The organism is Acidimangrovimonas pyrenivorans (assembly GCF_042643245.1).
GTDB lineage: Bacteria > Pseudomonadota > Alphaproteobacteria > Rhodobacterales > Rhodobacteraceae > Acidimangrovimonas > Acidimangrovimonas pyrenivorans.
In genome coordinates this window covers 948,812-961,892 of the sequence record NZ_JBHRSK010000004.1, presented here as the reverse complement: position 1 = coordinate 961,892, position 13,081 = coordinate 948,812, and the positions used below count along the sequence as shown (strand labels likewise).

Sequence of the window (13,081 nt, the reverse complement as noted above, 5' to 3'; positions counted from 1 at the left end):
TGTTTCAGGCGGCTTTGAACTGCGGCAGCGCGATGTCGGCGAGGGTCGAGCGGTCGAGATCGGCGAGGAACGCCGCCTCGGCGCGGCGCAGCCTTCCCTTGAGCCGGCAACAGCCGTCGATGGTGCAATCGCCCCCGCCTTCGGCGAAGCATTCGACAAGCGCCTGCCCCTCTTCCAGCAGGCGCACCAGGTCGCCGAGCCGGATGTCTTCGGGCGCGCGGGCAAGGGCAGCACCACCGCCGATGCCACGCCGCGTGACGATGTAGCCGCCTTGGGTCAGCTTCTGGACGATCTTGCTCAAGTGGTTGCGCGACAAGCCGAATTCCTTGGCCAACTCGACAGTCGAGAAGGCGCGGTCAGGGGCGCTGGCCATGCACATCAGCATCCTGAGGCCGTAGTCGGTGAAGGAGGTCAGGCGCATGTCGGGCTCGCTTTCCTAAATCGGTATTTACAATACCTATTTATCAGCATAGACCAGATTGCAACCACAAAGTTGCGAGGCCGCCATGACGACAGCATCTGCCACCGAGAACGAGACCCGTTCGGCCCGCCCCGAATTGACCGCCGCCCTGATCGAGCGGACGGGCCTTGACGACGGGCTGCTGACTGGACTTGTGTACCGCTTCTATGCCAAGGTCCGGGCCGATGACGCCCTGGGACCGATCTTTGCGGAGCGCATCACGGATTGGCCGCCGCATCTGGAACGCATGGCCGCGTTCTGGTCCTCTGTCGCGCTGATGACCGGACGCTATCATGGCCGGCCGATGCCAAAACATGCGGTCCTTCCGGTGACCTGGGATCACTACGAGCGCTGGCTTTCGCTGTTCCGTGAGACGGCGCAGGAAACCTGTCCGCCCAAAGGCGCTTCGCATCTGATCGACTGCGCCGAACGTATCGCCAGGTCGCTGTTCATGGCCGGTCAAGCCGCCCGCCAGGAGGTCAGCTTGACGCCGCCGCTGCGCTAGAAAACGTGTCCAGACCCGCGAGGCTGCAATATGGCCGACCTCCATTTTCCCAGGGCGACACGCGCGGCGATCGCGCGTCGGCGCGCGCTCGCCCCGGAGACCGAAGACGCTTTCCGTGCCTACTCGAAGGCCGTCTTCACCGAAGGTGCGCTGGATCGGCGCACCAAGCAGCCGATCGCCGTAGCGGTGGCGCATGTGACGCAGTGCATCGAGGGCCATGTGAAGGGCGCACGCAACGCGGGTGACCGCGCAGAGCAGATCATGGAAGCGATCCGGGTCGCGGCTGAAATGCGGGCGGGCGCGAGCTATGCCCCGTCGCTCAAGGCCCTGGACGTGCTCGTCGAGGCCGAGGCGTGACGCGGGCGCCGGGGCCTAGCTGGCGCTGCGAGGAACCTGCACGCCCGCCTCGGTCACGATCGCGTCGAGCACGATGTCGTGCGGCTGCGGGAAGATGGTCGAGAGCCGGGCCGCCTGGAAGCCGATGCCGATGGTGAAGGGGCGCGGTGCCAGGCTGGCGAGCGTCCTGTCGAAATAGCCGCCGCCATAGCCCAGGCGATAGCCCGCGTCGTCCCAGCCGACCAGCGGGGCGAAGGCAATATCCGGGGTGACGGCCGGCGCGTCCGGCGGTGGCACGGGAATGTTCCAGTCGCCGCGCACCATCCGGGTTTCGGGCGTCCAGCGCCGAAAGGCCAGCGGCGCCCTTTTGACTTCGACCAGCGGCAGGGCGATAGCCACCCCCGCCCGGTGCAGCTCGGCCATCAACGGCCGCAGGTCCGGCTCTCCCTTGATCGGCCAATAGGCCGAGAGGATGCGCCCCCGGGCACCGTCGAACCGCGCGGCGAGGAAGGACCGCAGATGCTTCGTCAAGGAGCCCGCTACCGCGCCGCGGTCCGCGACGCTCAGCGCCTGACGTTCCGCGCGCAACCGGCCGCGCTCGGCCTTGCGCCAGCGGGCGACGTCCCGCGCCTGCTCGGGATCGACCGCCAGCGGGTCGAAATAGCCCGGCGCCACCTCTGCAGCATAGCAGGGCGGGGAAGAGAACCCGCCGGGGCAACGCTCGTTACGGTCGTTCTCCATCTTCGGCGTCTCCTGTTCGACGCGGCGCGGACGGCTGGGCGAAAGCGTCACAGTTCCAGCGTGCGCACGATGACCCCGGCCCCCCAGAGCAGCAGTCCGGTGATCAATGCACTGGCCCCGACGACGTCCAGCCAGGTCACGGCTCCGGAGGCCTCGGCCCGTCCTGTCACCAGGACGGCAATGCCCGCCACGGAAAGCGCAAGCCCGACCATCAGCCGGCATTCCCCCGGACTCGGGCACAGCTTCCCAAGGGGGCCGGCGCCCTCGTCGCGGCCGGCCCCATGAGCCGTCGTCATAGGGGGCGCGCCCCTCATGTTCCTGTCCTTCATGGCGTTTCTGCCCTCCTGTCCAGATAGTCCTTCAATGCGACCGCGTTGTTGTGCATTTCGTCCTTGGCACCGTAGATCAGTGTGACCGGCCCTTCCCTGGCGCGCGCGCGGAGCCGGGAAACGGAGGCCGGGTTGTCGTCGAGTTCTTCCCAGTAGGCCGCCCGGAACGCGCCCCACCTGTCGGGATCGTGCCCGAACCAGCGCCGGAGTTCGGCACTCGGCGCGATTTCCTGCAGCCATTCGGCAACGCGCAACCGATCCCGTGCAATGCCGCGCGGCCAGACGCGATCGACAAGCACCCGATGGCCGTCGGAAACCCGTGCGGCGCGATAGGCGCGTTTGACCCGGATGTCGATCATTTGGCGGCGGTCCAGTTGGTGTCGATACACCTGTGTCGCGCAATTCCATTCATTGAGAAAGCGAATTTAATTGGTATATAATATCGAATAGTGCGATATCATTCGCTCCGATGAACATCGAGCATGCGCGCACCTTCCTGACCGTTGCCGATACGGGCAGCTTCGTCGCTGCCGCGGACCGGCTCCACGTCACCCAGTCGACCGTCAGTGCCCGGATACGGGCGCTCGAGGAGCAATTGGGCAGCACATTGTTCACCCGTAACAAGTCCGGCGCGGTTCTGACCGCCCAGGGCCGCCGGTTCCTCAAGCATGCCGGACAGATGGTGCGGGCACTGGAGCGGGCGCGGCAGGATGTCGGTCTGCCCAAGGCGTTCCGCGCCCGCGTCGTCATCGGCGCCCGTTTCGGCCTCTGGGACGGGCTGATGATGCGCTGGTTCGCCAGCATGAAGAAGGCGCAGCCGCAGGTCTCGCTTCATTCCGAAATCGGCTTCGAACCCGACCTGATGCAGGCGCTGGTCGAAAGCCGCATGGATATCGGCGTGATGTTCACGCCGCAGCGCCGACCGATGCTCGAACTCCTGCCGCTGCTGACCGAGCGGCTGGTGCTGGTCTCCACCGACGCAACGGGCGCCCTGCAACCGGACAGTTACATCCATGTCGACTGGGGCCCCGAATTCGACACGCAGTTTCGCGCCAGCTTCCCGGATTTCCCGGGCCCGGCGGTCTCGGTCAACATTGCCTGGCTGGGGCTGGAATACCTCAAGATCAATCGCGGCAGCGGCTATTTCCCGCAACGCCTGGTCCAGCGCCAGATCGATGCCGGGCGGTTGTTTCCCGTCCGCGGCGCGCCGGTCTTCGAGCTGCCGGCCTGGATCGTGATCCGTGCGGACCGCGACAAGGCGCTCATCGACCCGATGATCCGAAGTCTCGTGGCTGGCGGAGCGCCGCTTTAGGCGGGCCGCTCGAATCCGGCGTGTCGCCCGCCAATCGCACGAGTGCGGCGCCGACGGGCGCGTGACTTCAGGGGGCCGCCTTCGATGCGGGGGCGGGCCCGGGCGCGTCCAACCGGAGGCTCGCGACCAGCATCCTGCGGTGAAAGGCCTGCGCTGTCTCCTCCTTCTGAGGACCCCGGCCCAAGGTTCTAGCCAGGTCGAAGAACCCCTTTCCGGGGATGCCGGCCCTGCCGCGGCCGACGACGCGGGCGGCGATGAACGGACGCCCGGCGCGCGCGTCCTCGTGCATGGTTGCCTCAAGCGAGGTCGTGATCCGCCGGATCGCACCGGGCCAATAGAGCCCGAGCGCACGGGCGAGCTGTCCATAGGTCACGGGCAAACCGCTCTCGGGCAGGGTCAAGAGGTGGTTTCGAATTCTCTTGGCGAGGGCGGCTTTGGCCTCGTCGGAGGCGCCGCGCCGTTGCGGCGGCGGGATCTCGTGCGCTGTGCCGTCGGACAGGATCTCGGCGGCCCAGGCCCGCTGCGGGCTGCGCACACCGATGCGGATGCGATCCGAGGCGCCGCCGGTCAGGCGCTCCGTGACGATGTCGCCGCGCCCGAAGCCCGCTTCGAGGGCCTCGACGCTCAGACCCAGCCGCGGCGCCAGGTAGTCGGGGTCGATCACGATCCGGCCGTCCTCGACGCAAACGGCGTCGGCCGGAACCGGGCGGAAGAAGCCGGGGCTCGCACCGGGCTTGCCGGAGTAGTAGGGGTTGGTGCCCTGGTCGTGGTCCGTGACATCGACGATCGCGCGGATGCCGGGCACTGTCGCACGCAGCATCTTCTCCACGCCCTCCCTGAGCGTCCGCGACGAGGCGGCGCAGCCCTGGCAGCCGCCCGACATGCGCAGCGAGACGATGCCGTTCTCGACCGCCTCGGCACTGACACGGCCGCCGTGCCGGGCAATCGACGGGTTCGCCCGCGCCTCCAGCACCTCGTTGACGGCCGCCAGCATCGCCGCGTCGCGGTCCGTCGCGGCTGGCGCATCCGCTTGCCGGCCCAGTGGCGCGTCGCTTGTCTCCAGGACTTCGCGGATCGCCGCTGCGACAGGGGGCTTCAGCGCCGACCAGTCGCAACCCTGCGCCCGCGTCACGGGGATGGTCTCTCCCACGACCTGCACGCCTGTCACACCGTCGATTGCGAACAAGGCCCGTGCCAGTGGCGCGCCCCTATCCGGTCCGCCGAAGTCCGCGTTCCGTTCGGCCTGGATGGGGGCATCGAGGAGAAAGCGCATCACCCTGGGGCCCTGCGCCGATCCTTGCGCGCGAATGCGCCGATGCGGCGCGGGGTCAGACATCTTCGACCTCGCAATCCGCAATCTCGCGCAGCGCGTCGAAGCGATAGATCCCCGTTTCGTGGCCGCCGCTGAAGCCGATGCCGATGGCATAGTTGCCAACGCTCCAGATCCGGGTCGGCAGCCGGCGCTCGGGGGCGAAGAAGGTCAGACGGATCCGTCCCGCATGGTCCCCTTCGCCGGCCTTGTAGCGGCTGGTGATCGCTCCGTTCCGCACGCCGCGTCGAAGCGTGTCGGTGCTCAAGTCGAGGGCCCGGGCCGGGAACTCGGCTTGCACCTGGGGCCTGCCGTCGGCGAACGCGATCCGTTCCATCGGTCCGCTCCTATGCCTCGGCGGCGCGGGTGATGGCGATCTGCCATTCCACGGGCCCGTCCTTCAGCCATTCGCTGAGGAACCGGCCGGGCCAGAGCTGCTCGATATGCCGCAGAAGCGGGATCGGCGCATGGTCGTTGATCAGCACGAAGCTCGCGCCCGGCGCCAACTGCTCGAGGGCGGCGAAGACCATGCCGTGGCGTTCGGGCGGGATCAGGGGGCGAAGATCGATGACGGGGGGAACTGTGGCTGCGCTGTCTGTCGGCATCTGAGCGATCCTTTCTGAACATGTCGGAAGAGTGCATCTTAAAAAAATATTGTCAATATTTCTTTTGGCCGCTAGTCAATCAGGAAGATGGAGGTTCCGATGGTCGACAGGATGCAGAAATACGTCTCTCATGCGCGCCAGGCGGCGGCCAAGCGCCGCCCCGACGAGCGGATCGCGGATCACCGTGAGATTCGCCCCGACCTGAGCGCCGAAGAGGCCGCCCGACAGGCGGCGCGCTGCGAGCAATGCGGCACGCCCTATTGCCAGGTCTACTGTCCCCTTCACAACAACATCCCCGATTGGCTGAAGATGACGGCGGAAGGGCGTATGGAAGACGCCTATCAGCTCGCCCAGGCGACGAACAACTTTCCCGAAATCTGCGGCCGTATCTGCCCGCAGGAGCGGCTTTGCGAGGCGAAATGGGCCTGCACGCTCGAACAGGCGGGGCATGGCGCGGTCACCATCGGCGGCGTCGAGCGCCATATCGGCGAGACCGCCTGGGCGAACGGCTGGGTCACGCCGCGCGTTCCGCGACGCTTGAGCGGACAGAGCGTGGGGGTCGTCGGCGCCGGTCCTGCCGGCATGGCCGCGGCCGAGGAGCTGCGCGCGGCGGGCCACGAGGTGCATCTCTATGACGCCCACGCGCGGATGGGCGGGCTGATGTCCTACGGCATCCCCGAATTCAAGATGGAACAGCACGTGGTCGCCCGTCGCGCCGGGCTCCTGCTCGATGCCGGCGTGATCTTCCACGGCGGTCGCGTGCTCGGACGCGACATCTCGCTGGACGAGCTGCGCGGGCGGCACGATGCCGTGGTGCTCGCCTACGGCGCCCATGTCGCCCGTCGACTCGATGCGCCGGGGGCGCAACTGCCGGGGGTGATCTCGGCGATGGACTACCTCGTTGCTTCGTCGCGGGCGCTGATCGGCGAAACCGGGGCGCCCGCATTCGATGCGGCGGACAAGTGGGTGGTGGTGATCGGCGGCGGTGATACGGCGATGGATTGCGTGCGCACCGCGGTGCGGCAGGGCGCGGCCGGCGTCACCTGTCTATACCGGCGCGACCGGGGGAACATGCCCGGCTCGCTGCGTGAGGTGGAGCATGCCGAGGAAGAGGGGGCGGCCTTCGGCTGGCAGAGCCAGCCCGAGGCGCTGATGGATGTGCCGGTGGACGTGATCGCCTCGCAACCCGAGGGCTTCGGGTGCCGCGGCGCCGTGCGCATGGTGCACGCCTTCCGCACCCGGCCGGTCGCCGCCGGGGCGGGCGGGCGGCAGGTGCCCGAACGGGTGCCGGGTTCGGAATTCGAGATCGCGGCGGACCTCGTCATCAACGCTCTGGGCTTCACGGTCGCGGATGCCGCCGCGCTGACCGGCGGCGCGGTGACCATGACGGCGCAGGGCCGCATCGCCGCCGACCGCGACAGCCGCATGACCGCGGCCGAGGGGGTCTTCGCCGCCGGCGACGCGCGGCTCGGGCCCTCGTTGGCGGTCTGGGCGATCCGCGAAGGGCGCGAGGTGGCTGCGGCCGTTTCGCGCTATCTCGATGCCGCGACAAGGCCTCCGGAACTGGCCAGCGATACGACCGCAGGGTAAGACGATGGAACCCCTGCAACGGAGCGCCCCATGCGACTGACGATGGCCTCGGATTACGCCCTGCGCGTGCTCCTGTTCGCCGCTGCACATCATGACCGCATGGTGACCATCGACGAGACCTTGGCTGCTCATGAGATTTCGCGCGGGCATCTGATGAAGGTCGTGCGAATGTTGTCGACGGCGGGCTTCCTGCGGTCGCAGCGTGGCCGGGGCGGCGGCTTCACGCTCGGGCGCGCGCCCGGCGCGATCCGTCTCGGAGACGTCCTCCGGGCGACGGAGCCCGATTTCCATATGGTCGAATGTTTCGGACCCGGCAGCTCCTGCTCGATCCTTCCCGCCTGCCGCTTGCCGGGCGTCCTGTCAAAGGCGCTCGCAGCCTACATGGAGGTGATGGACGCGCACACATTGCAGGATGTGCTCTTGGAGCCCGAGACTTTTGGCCTGTCCCGCGGAGCGCGATGAAGCGGCGCGCTTTGGTTTCGCGCATCCACCGTGCCCTTTTGCTCCCCTTGGGGATTTGAGGTGGCAAACCACTGGTCTCAGCGTTGTTCTCGGTCGGCAGCGCAAGGCATTTCTCGCGACGGTGGAATTCCGGATGTGGCGTCACTCGTAGAAGGGGGCGTGACGATCGTCCGCTGACACTGTCTGTCGAGTTCCGCGCCCCCGAAGATGCTGTGGTCGTTCGCTCTCGGTTCCCGGCCCTTGGGGGCGGAAAGGGCCCCGTCGCGACAATAGGCGTGGCGGGGGCAACCGTTTTCGGTGGGAAGCGCAAAGCGAAGCGGGCCCGAGCCGTGGGCAGTGCATTTCAGCGTCGGTCTCGTCACGCTCGCTGCCGTCCATGATGACGAGTGCGGGAGCTGTCCGGCGGACGCCGGCGGTTCGGCTGTCGACGTCTGCGCATCCTGCTCCGGCGGGAGGGCTGGATGCTGAACTGGAAGAGGCTCTATCGCGCTTATCGCGGCAAGGGCCCCGCACGAGCCTCGCCGGGCTTACCCCGTGGGAGTATCGGCAACGGTCGAGAGAGAGGACCACCCCCTGAACAGAGCCAACTCATGAGCGCGGACACCGAGGGGGAGCAGGTCATCGGCCACATGATCCGAGCCCTGTTTCTCAGTTGCTGGAATCATCAATCAACTGCGACGGCTTGGCGAAGCGCTTCAACTCGGCAGGTGCCTCGATGGTTACATTGGCACCAGTGATCTTGACACCGTAGGGCTGCAGAGCACGTATCGACCGCGACAGGTTTTCGGCGGTCATATTGAGATAGGATGCCAGCCGCGTCTTTTCGATATCGAGTTCGAATTCTGTTTGACCACGGGACTGGCGCAGAATGTAGTTGGCAAGCCTCTCCATCGAGGTGCGCAGCTTGAGTTCTTTGGCGTGACGGACCACCCCGTGATAGCATTGGGCCAGTTCTGCAACCACGCCGCGCGCAAACGCGTTGTCGGTTTCAAAGACCCTGCGCACATCTTCCGATGGCAACAGGACAACACGAGAGCGATCTATCGTGCGGGCTGACATCAGATAGGGGGCGTCTCTTATCGTCGCTGCGAGGATGAAGGTCGAAAGTGGTGGAACCAGAGTCAAAATGGTCTCGTTGCGCTTCCAGGAAGCGAGCAACTCGACACGACCTTCAACGAGGATATGAAGAAAATCCGAAGGTTCTCCTTCCGATATCAAGTCGAGCTGGGGCGGGAATGTCTGGACATATGCGCAACGGCTCAGGGCCTCGAAGTTGTCCTGTTGCATGCCAGAGAACAGTGGCAGCTTCCGCATCTCAGGGACATCTTCAGCTCTCATGGGGGTGTCCTTTCGCGCGAAGCGAGTATCAAGCGATGCATCGAACGCTGTCAATCCCGGGCCTGTTTCGCGGTAAGGGGCCAAGCGGCACAACCCGGTCTCACCTTCAAGCATCTTGCATGACCTGCCGCGGGGTCTTCCGGTCTGCAGTGTGTCCGGCAGTGTGTCCGGCTTGGCAACGCAATGGACATTGGCGCCTGTCAGAGGTCATTGAGGAAATTGGGAAGCGCGCTGTCGAAGCGCGCGCGGCTGAGGATCGTTCCCGCAGCGTCGACCGTCAGCCGGAAGGTCCTGCCGGCATAGGAGAAACTCAGCCGCCACCGGCCGGCGTCGTCGCCGATGCCCGCTTCGGTTCGGCTGGTGATCTCTCCCTTCCGCATCCGCTCTGCCATCTCTCGCTCGGTCAGCCCGAAGGCTGTAGCGATCACTTCGGCCGGCACCGTGAAGCCATTTTCGTCGCGGATCACCCCGGTCATGACGGCACTCGGAAGTTGGCGGCGGCGGGCAAGGCGATATCGGCCAGCGTCGAGCGGTCGAGCTCGGCAAGAAAGGCGGTTTCGGCCTGGCGCAGCCGGGCCTTGAGCCGGCACTGGCCGTCGACGGTGCAGCTTCCGCCGCCAGGGCCGAGGCACTCGACCAGGGCATGGCCATCTTCGAGCAGCCGCACGATCTCGCCGAGACGGATGTCTTCGGGCGCACGGGCCAGAACCGCCCCGCCGCCACTGCCGCGCCGGGTGGAAAGGATGGCCTCGCGGGCAAGGCGCTGGATGATCTTGGTCAGGTGGTTGCGGGAGAGGCCGAACTCCTCGGCGAACTCGGCGGTCGAGAACGGCCGGTCGGGGGCGCTGGCCATACGCATGAGCATACGCAGCCCGTAATCGGTGAAAGAGGTGAGACGCATGGTTTCCTGTCCGTCGCGCTGAATAGGTGTTTACAATACCAATACGAGCCCGTAGAGCCAAGTGGCGAAGACCAGATTGGCGGAGTCGCCGATGTCCACAGCTCCATCCCCGCGCATTGTCGCTGCTCGCCTGCGGTCCGAGGCTCCGGCAGCCCTGATGGCCGCGACTGCGCGCGAGACCTGTCCGCCTGCATGTGCCGCCCACGTCATCGAGCGCAGCATTCGTTCCCGGTATCGGGCCCTCGCCGAGATTGAGACTCTCGCAGAAGGAGACTGACCGTGATGACCTGCGCGCCCATCGACGACCCTGCGGCCCTCACCCACCATATCGAGACCCGTTATCACGCCGGGCACCGACAGCAACTGCCCGAACTCGAACGGCTCGCCGACCTGGTCGAAACGGTCCATTTCAGCGATGAGACGGCGCCCCGCGGGCTGGCCGAGCTGTTGTCGCGGCTGGTCGGCGAGATGGAGGTCCACATGAAGAAGGAGGAACTGATCCTGTTCCCGATGATCCGCAAGGGTGGCGCGCCGGGGATCGACCGGCCCATCGCCGCGATGCGCGCCGATCATGACGACCACGGCGACGAGATCGCCCAAATCCGGAAACTGACCGACGATTTGACCCTGCCCGAGGGCGCCTGCCGGACCTGGACGGCGCTTTATGACGGGCTCGGTCGCTTCATCGCCGATCTCGAAGAGCATATCCGGCTCGAGAACGAGGTGCTCTTCCCGCAGTTCGAGACCCGTTGAGGAGGCGGCGATGACCGAGACCCACACAATTCTCCCCCCGAAGCGCCGGCTGCTGCCGACGGGCCTGATCTGCGCCGCGTTGCGCCCGGTCCTGGCCCGGGTCGTGCAGCGGGTGGCCCGGCGCCATCCCGAGATGTTCGCCCGTATCGCGCCCTACCAGACCGCCGATTTCCTCATCGTCCCGGTCGAACTGCCGTTCGCCTTGCATCTGCGTCCGGACCCCGAGGCGCCGCTGCTGCGCGCCGTGCCGCGCGACCGGCTGCCCGTCCCCGACGCGCGGATCGAGGGGCCCTTCCTGCTGCTGCTCGAACTGGTCGACGGCGAAAGCGACGGCGATGCCGCCTTCTTCTCGCGCGACCTGATCATCTCGGGCAATACCGAGGCCGTCGTCAGCCTGCGCAACGCGCTCGACGATGTCGACGGCTCGATCGCGCAGGAAACGGCGGACCTGTTCGGCCCGCCGGGCCGGGCGATCCTGGGGATGCTGAGACGGCGGAGTGGGCGACAATGACGAAAAGCGATTTCTCCGACGCGGGCGAACTGGTCTGTCCTGCCGGCACTCCCGCCGCCCTGCGCACCGCCGTCGATGCCGGCGCGGATTCGGTCTATTGCGGCTTCCGCAATGCCACCAACGCGCGCAACTTCCCCGGCCTGAACTTCACGCCCGATGAATTGGAGGCCTCGGTCGCCTATGCCCATGCGCGTGGTTCGCGGGTGCTGCTGGCCCTCAACACCTATCCGCCGGCCGGCAAGGTCGACCTGTGGCGCGAGGCGGCGGCGATCGGGGTGCGGGCGGGCGTCGACGCCTTCATCGTCGCCGACATGGGCGTCGCCCGGCACATCGCCGAAACCCATCCCGGCGCCCGGCTGCATCTCTCTGTCCAGGCGGCCGCCTCCAGTCCCGAGGCGATCCGCTATTACTGCGAGAATTTCGGCGTCCGCCGCGTGGTGCTGCCGCGCATCCTGACCATTCCCGAGATCCGCAAGATCAAGTCGGAGATCCCCTGCGAGATCGAGACCTTCGTCTTCGGCAATCACGGCCTGATGGTCGAGGGCCGCTGCAGCCTGACCAACTGGCTGACCGGGCAGTCGACCAACATGGACGGGGTTTGCTCGCCCGCCGCCGATGTCACCTACGAGCGCGACAGCGACGGGGCGATGCGCAGCTGCCTCGCCGGCTTCACCATCGACCGTTTCGCGCCCGACGAGAATGCCGGCTACCCGACGATCTGCAAGGGCCGCTATGTCGCGCCGCACCGACCCGAGGGCTACTATGCCTTCGAGGAGCCGGTCAGCCTCAATCTCGGCCGTCTGCTGCCCGAACTGATGGCGGCCGGCGTCCACGCCTTCAAGATCGAGGGCCGGCAACGCTCGAAATCCTACGTCCGCAGCGTCGTCCGCGCCTTCCGTCGCGCCGTCGACGACATCCGCGCCGGGGTCGAGCCCGACCTGGCCGACCTGGTCGCCCTGACCGAAGGCCAGAAAGAGACCCAGGGCGCGTTCAAGACCAAGAAATGGAGGTGAGCCGATGGAGCTGACCCTGGGGCCGATCGCCTATCACTGGCCGGCCGAGACAAAGCGCGACTTCTATGCCCGGATCGCCGATGAGGCGCCGGTCGGGACCGTCTATCTGGGCGAGGTGATCTGCTCGAAACGCGCGCCGTTCTTCGAGCGCGAACTGCCCGAGACCATCGAGCGGCTGGAGCGCGCGGGCAAGCGGGTGGTGCTGTGCTCGCTGGCCGAGGTGATGCTACCGCGCGAACGCCAGGCGACGGCGGGGCTGGCGGCGCTGGAGCATCCCGAGATCGAGATCAACAACGCTGCCGGCCTGCTGGCACGCGCCGGCCGGCCGCACCGCATCGGACCGTTCCTGAACGCCTATAACGAGGCGACGATCGCCTGGATGGCCGAGCAGGGCGCAACCCATGTCTGCCTGCCGACCGAGATGCCCGCCGAGGCGATTTCGGTGGCCGCGCGGGCGGCGGACGACCTCGGGCTCGGCGTCGAGGTGCAGGTCTTCGGCCGGGCGCCGCTGGCGGTTTCGGCGCGCTGCTATCACGCCCGGGCGCACGGCCGGACCAAGGACAATTGCCAATTCGTCTGCGAGGCCGATCCCGACGGCATGCCGCTGGCGACGCGGGACGGGCAGCCGATCCTGCGGGTCAACGGCATCCAGACCCAGTCGGAAAGCTATGTCGAACTGCTCGATGAGCTGCCCGATCTCGTCGCCATGGGCGTCACGGCCGCCCGGCTGCTGCCGCAGGATGTCGACATGGTCGCCGTCGCCGGGATCTTCGCCGACCGCCTTGCGGGCCGGGTCGGGGCGAAAGAGGCGCGGGCGATGCTGGCGCCGGTCTGCGCCGGCCGCGAGTTCAGCAACGGATTCTATCATGGCGCTGCGGGCTACCGGCGAATCGAGGCGGCAGCCCGCGGATGAAGG

General features: G+C 67.1%; 19 protein-coding genes and 1 pseudogene. 10 read left to right on the top strand and 10 right to left on the bottom strand.

What is annotated here, in order from left to right; translation table 11 throughout:
• Positions 1–4: 4 nt before the first annotated feature.
• A complete protein-coding gene (locus tag ACFOES_RS07550) occupies positions 5–421 on the bottom strand; it encodes an RrF2 family transcriptional regulator (RefSeq protein WP_377832591.1) in 417 nt (138 codons plus the stop codon).
• A gap of 85 nt (positions 422–506) precedes the next feature.
• Here ACFOES_RS07550 and ACFOES_RS07545 point away from each other — a divergent pair, with 85 nt between their 5' ends.
• Together ACFOES_RS07545 and ACFOES_RS07540 are read left to right on the top strand one after the other, a co-directional pair.
• The gene (locus tag ACFOES_RS07545) at positions 507–965 is read left to right on the top strand and encodes a group III truncated hemoglobin (RefSeq protein WP_377832590.1); all 459 of its coding nucleotides are present in this window, start codon (positions 507–509) and stop codon (positions 963–965) included.
• Positions 966–995: 30 nt separating this feature from the next.
• Complete coding sequence (locus ACFOES_RS07540; protein ID WP_377832589.1) at positions 996–1,322, top strand: carboxymuconolactone decarboxylase family protein; 327 nt, start codon at positions 996–998, stop codon at positions 1,320–1,322.
• 15 nt (positions 1,323–1,337) lie between these two features.
• Here ACFOES_RS07540 and ACFOES_RS07535 read toward each other — a convergent pair whose 3' ends face one another.
• From ACFOES_RS07535 to ACFOES_RS07525, 3 genes are all read right to left on the bottom strand, one after another.
• Positions 1,338–2,042, bottom strand: coding sequence for a 5-formyltetrahydrofolate cyclo-ligase (locus ACFOES_RS07535; RefSeq protein WP_377832588.1), 705 nt, complete (start codon positions 2,040–2,042; stop codon positions 1,338–1,340).
• Between the two features lie 47 nt (positions 2,043–2,089).
• A complete protein-coding gene (locus tag ACFOES_RS07530; RefSeq protein WP_377832587.1) occupies positions 2,090–2,212 on the bottom strand; it encodes a hypothetical protein in 123 nt (40 codons plus the stop codon).
• A 155-nt stretch (positions 2,213–2,367) separates the two neighbouring features.
• On the bottom strand, positions 2,368–2,730 hold the full coding sequence (locus tag ACFOES_RS07525) for a DUF488 domain-containing protein (protein ID WP_377832586.1): 363 nt from the start codon (positions 2,728–2,730) through the stop codon (positions 2,368–2,370).
• A 110-nt stretch (positions 2,731–2,840) separates the two neighbouring features.
• On the opposite strand from ACFOES_RS07525, the gene ACFOES_RS07520 reads away from it, so the two are divergent.
• Positions 2,841–3,683: a LysR family transcriptional regulator gene (locus tag ACFOES_RS07520; RefSeq protein ID WP_377832585.1), complete on the top strand. Its 843-nt coding sequence runs from the start codon at positions 2,841–2,843 to the stop codon at positions 3,681–3,683.
• A 67-nt stretch (positions 3,684–3,750) separates the two neighbouring features.
• Here ACFOES_RS07520 and ACFOES_RS07515 read toward each other — a convergent pair whose 3' ends face one another.
• The 3 genes from ACFOES_RS07515 to ACFOES_RS07505 are packed head-to-tail and all read right to left on the bottom strand — an operon-like array spanning position 3,751 to position 5,597.
• Entirely contained in the window at positions 3,751–5,019 is a 1,269-nt protein-coding gene (locus ACFOES_RS07515; protein ID WP_377832584.1) for a NifU family protein, read from the bottom strand.
• A complete protein-coding gene (locus ACFOES_RS07510) occupies positions 5,012–5,329 on the bottom strand; it encodes a DUF6522 family protein (RefSeq protein ID WP_377832583.1) in 318 nt (105 codons plus the stop codon). Before ACFOES_RS07510 ends, ACFOES_RS07515 begins: the two co-directional genes overlap by 8 nt.
• Positions 5,330–5,339: 10 nt before the next feature.
• Positions 5,340–5,597: a DUF2249 domain-containing protein gene (locus ACFOES_RS07505; RefSeq protein WP_377832582.1), complete on the bottom strand. Its 258-nt coding sequence runs from the start codon at positions 5,595–5,597 to the stop codon at positions 5,340–5,342.
• Between the two features lie 99 nt (positions 5,598–5,696).
• Between ACFOES_RS07505 and ACFOES_RS07500 the strand changes: the two genes are divergently transcribed.
• The 3 genes and pseudogenes from ACFOES_RS07500 to ACFOES_RS07490 all read left to right on the top strand — a co-directional run.
• Positions 5,697–7,187, top strand: a complete 1,491-nt coding sequence (locus ACFOES_RS07500) for a glutamate synthase subunit beta (protein WP_377832581.1) — start codon at positions 5,697–5,699, stop codon at positions 7,185–7,187.
• Between the two features lie 30 nt (positions 7,188–7,217).
• Positions 7,218–7,649 carry an RrF2 family transcriptional regulator gene (locus tag ACFOES_RS07495; protein ID WP_377832580.1) on the top strand — a complete coding sequence of 144 codons (432 nt, stop codon included), beginning with the start codon at positions 7,218–7,220 and terminating at the stop codon, positions 7,647–7,649.
• Positions 7,650–8,041: 392 nt separating this feature from the next.
• Positions 8,042–8,156 (top strand): annotated as a pseudogene (locus tag ACFOES_RS07490) (IS3 family transposase); the annotation flags it as partial.
• A gap of 141 nt (positions 8,157–8,297) precedes the next feature.
• Here the strand turns inward: ACFOES_RS07490 and ACFOES_RS07485 are convergent.
• From ACFOES_RS07485 to ACFOES_RS07475, 3 genes are all read right to left on the bottom strand, one after another.
• The gene (locus ACFOES_RS07485; protein WP_377832579.1) at positions 8,298–9,101 is read right to left on the bottom strand and encodes a cyclic nucleotide-binding domain-containing protein; all 804 of its coding nucleotides are present in this window, start codon (positions 9,099–9,101) and stop codon (positions 8,298–8,300) included.
• A gap of 86 nt (positions 9,102–9,187) precedes the next feature.
• Positions 9,188–9,463 (bottom strand): DUF6522 family protein, encoded by a 276-nt coding sequence (locus ACFOES_RS07480; RefSeq protein ID WP_377832578.1) that lies wholly within the window; start codon positions 9,461–9,463, stop codon positions 9,188–9,190.
• Entirely contained in the window at positions 9,460–9,888 is a 429-nt protein-coding gene (locus tag ACFOES_RS07475; RefSeq protein WP_377832577.1) for an RrF2 family transcriptional regulator, read from the bottom strand. Before ACFOES_RS07475 ends, ACFOES_RS07480 begins: the two co-directional genes overlap by 4 nt.
• A gap of 282 nt (positions 9,889–10,170) precedes the next feature.
• On the opposite strand from ACFOES_RS07475, the gene ACFOES_RS07470 reads away from it, so the two are divergent.
• From ACFOES_RS07470 to ubiV, 4 genes are read left to right on the top strand one after another with little or no spacing between them, the layout of a single operon-like run.
• Positions 10,171–10,641 carry a hemerythrin domain-containing protein gene (locus tag ACFOES_RS07470; protein WP_377832576.1) on the top strand — a complete coding sequence of 157 codons (471 nt, stop codon included), beginning with the start codon at positions 10,171–10,173 and terminating at the stop codon, positions 10,639–10,641.
• A 10-nt stretch (positions 10,642–10,651) separates the two neighbouring features.
• Positions 10,652–11,152 carry a ubiquinone anaerobic biosynthesis accessory factor UbiT gene (gene ubiT, locus ACFOES_RS07465; RefSeq protein WP_377832575.1) on the top strand — a complete coding sequence of 167 codons (501 nt, stop codon included), beginning with the start codon at positions 10,652–10,654 and terminating at the stop codon, positions 11,150–11,152.
• The gene (ubiU, locus tag ACFOES_RS07460; RefSeq protein WP_377832574.1) at positions 11,149–12,165 is read left to right on the top strand and encodes a ubiquinone anaerobic biosynthesis protein UbiU; all 1,017 of its coding nucleotides are present in this window, start codon (positions 11,149–11,151) and stop codon (positions 12,163–12,165) included. The genes ubiT and ubiU overlap by 4 nt, the downstream gene beginning before the upstream one ends.
• A 4-nt stretch (positions 12,166–12,169) precedes the next feature.
• Entirely contained in the window at positions 12,170–13,078 is a 909-nt protein-coding gene (gene ubiV / locus ACFOES_RS07455) for a ubiquinone anaerobic biosynthesis protein UbiV (RefSeq protein WP_377832572.1), read from the top strand.
• The last annotated feature ends 3 nt before the right edge of the window (positions 13,079–13,081 follow it).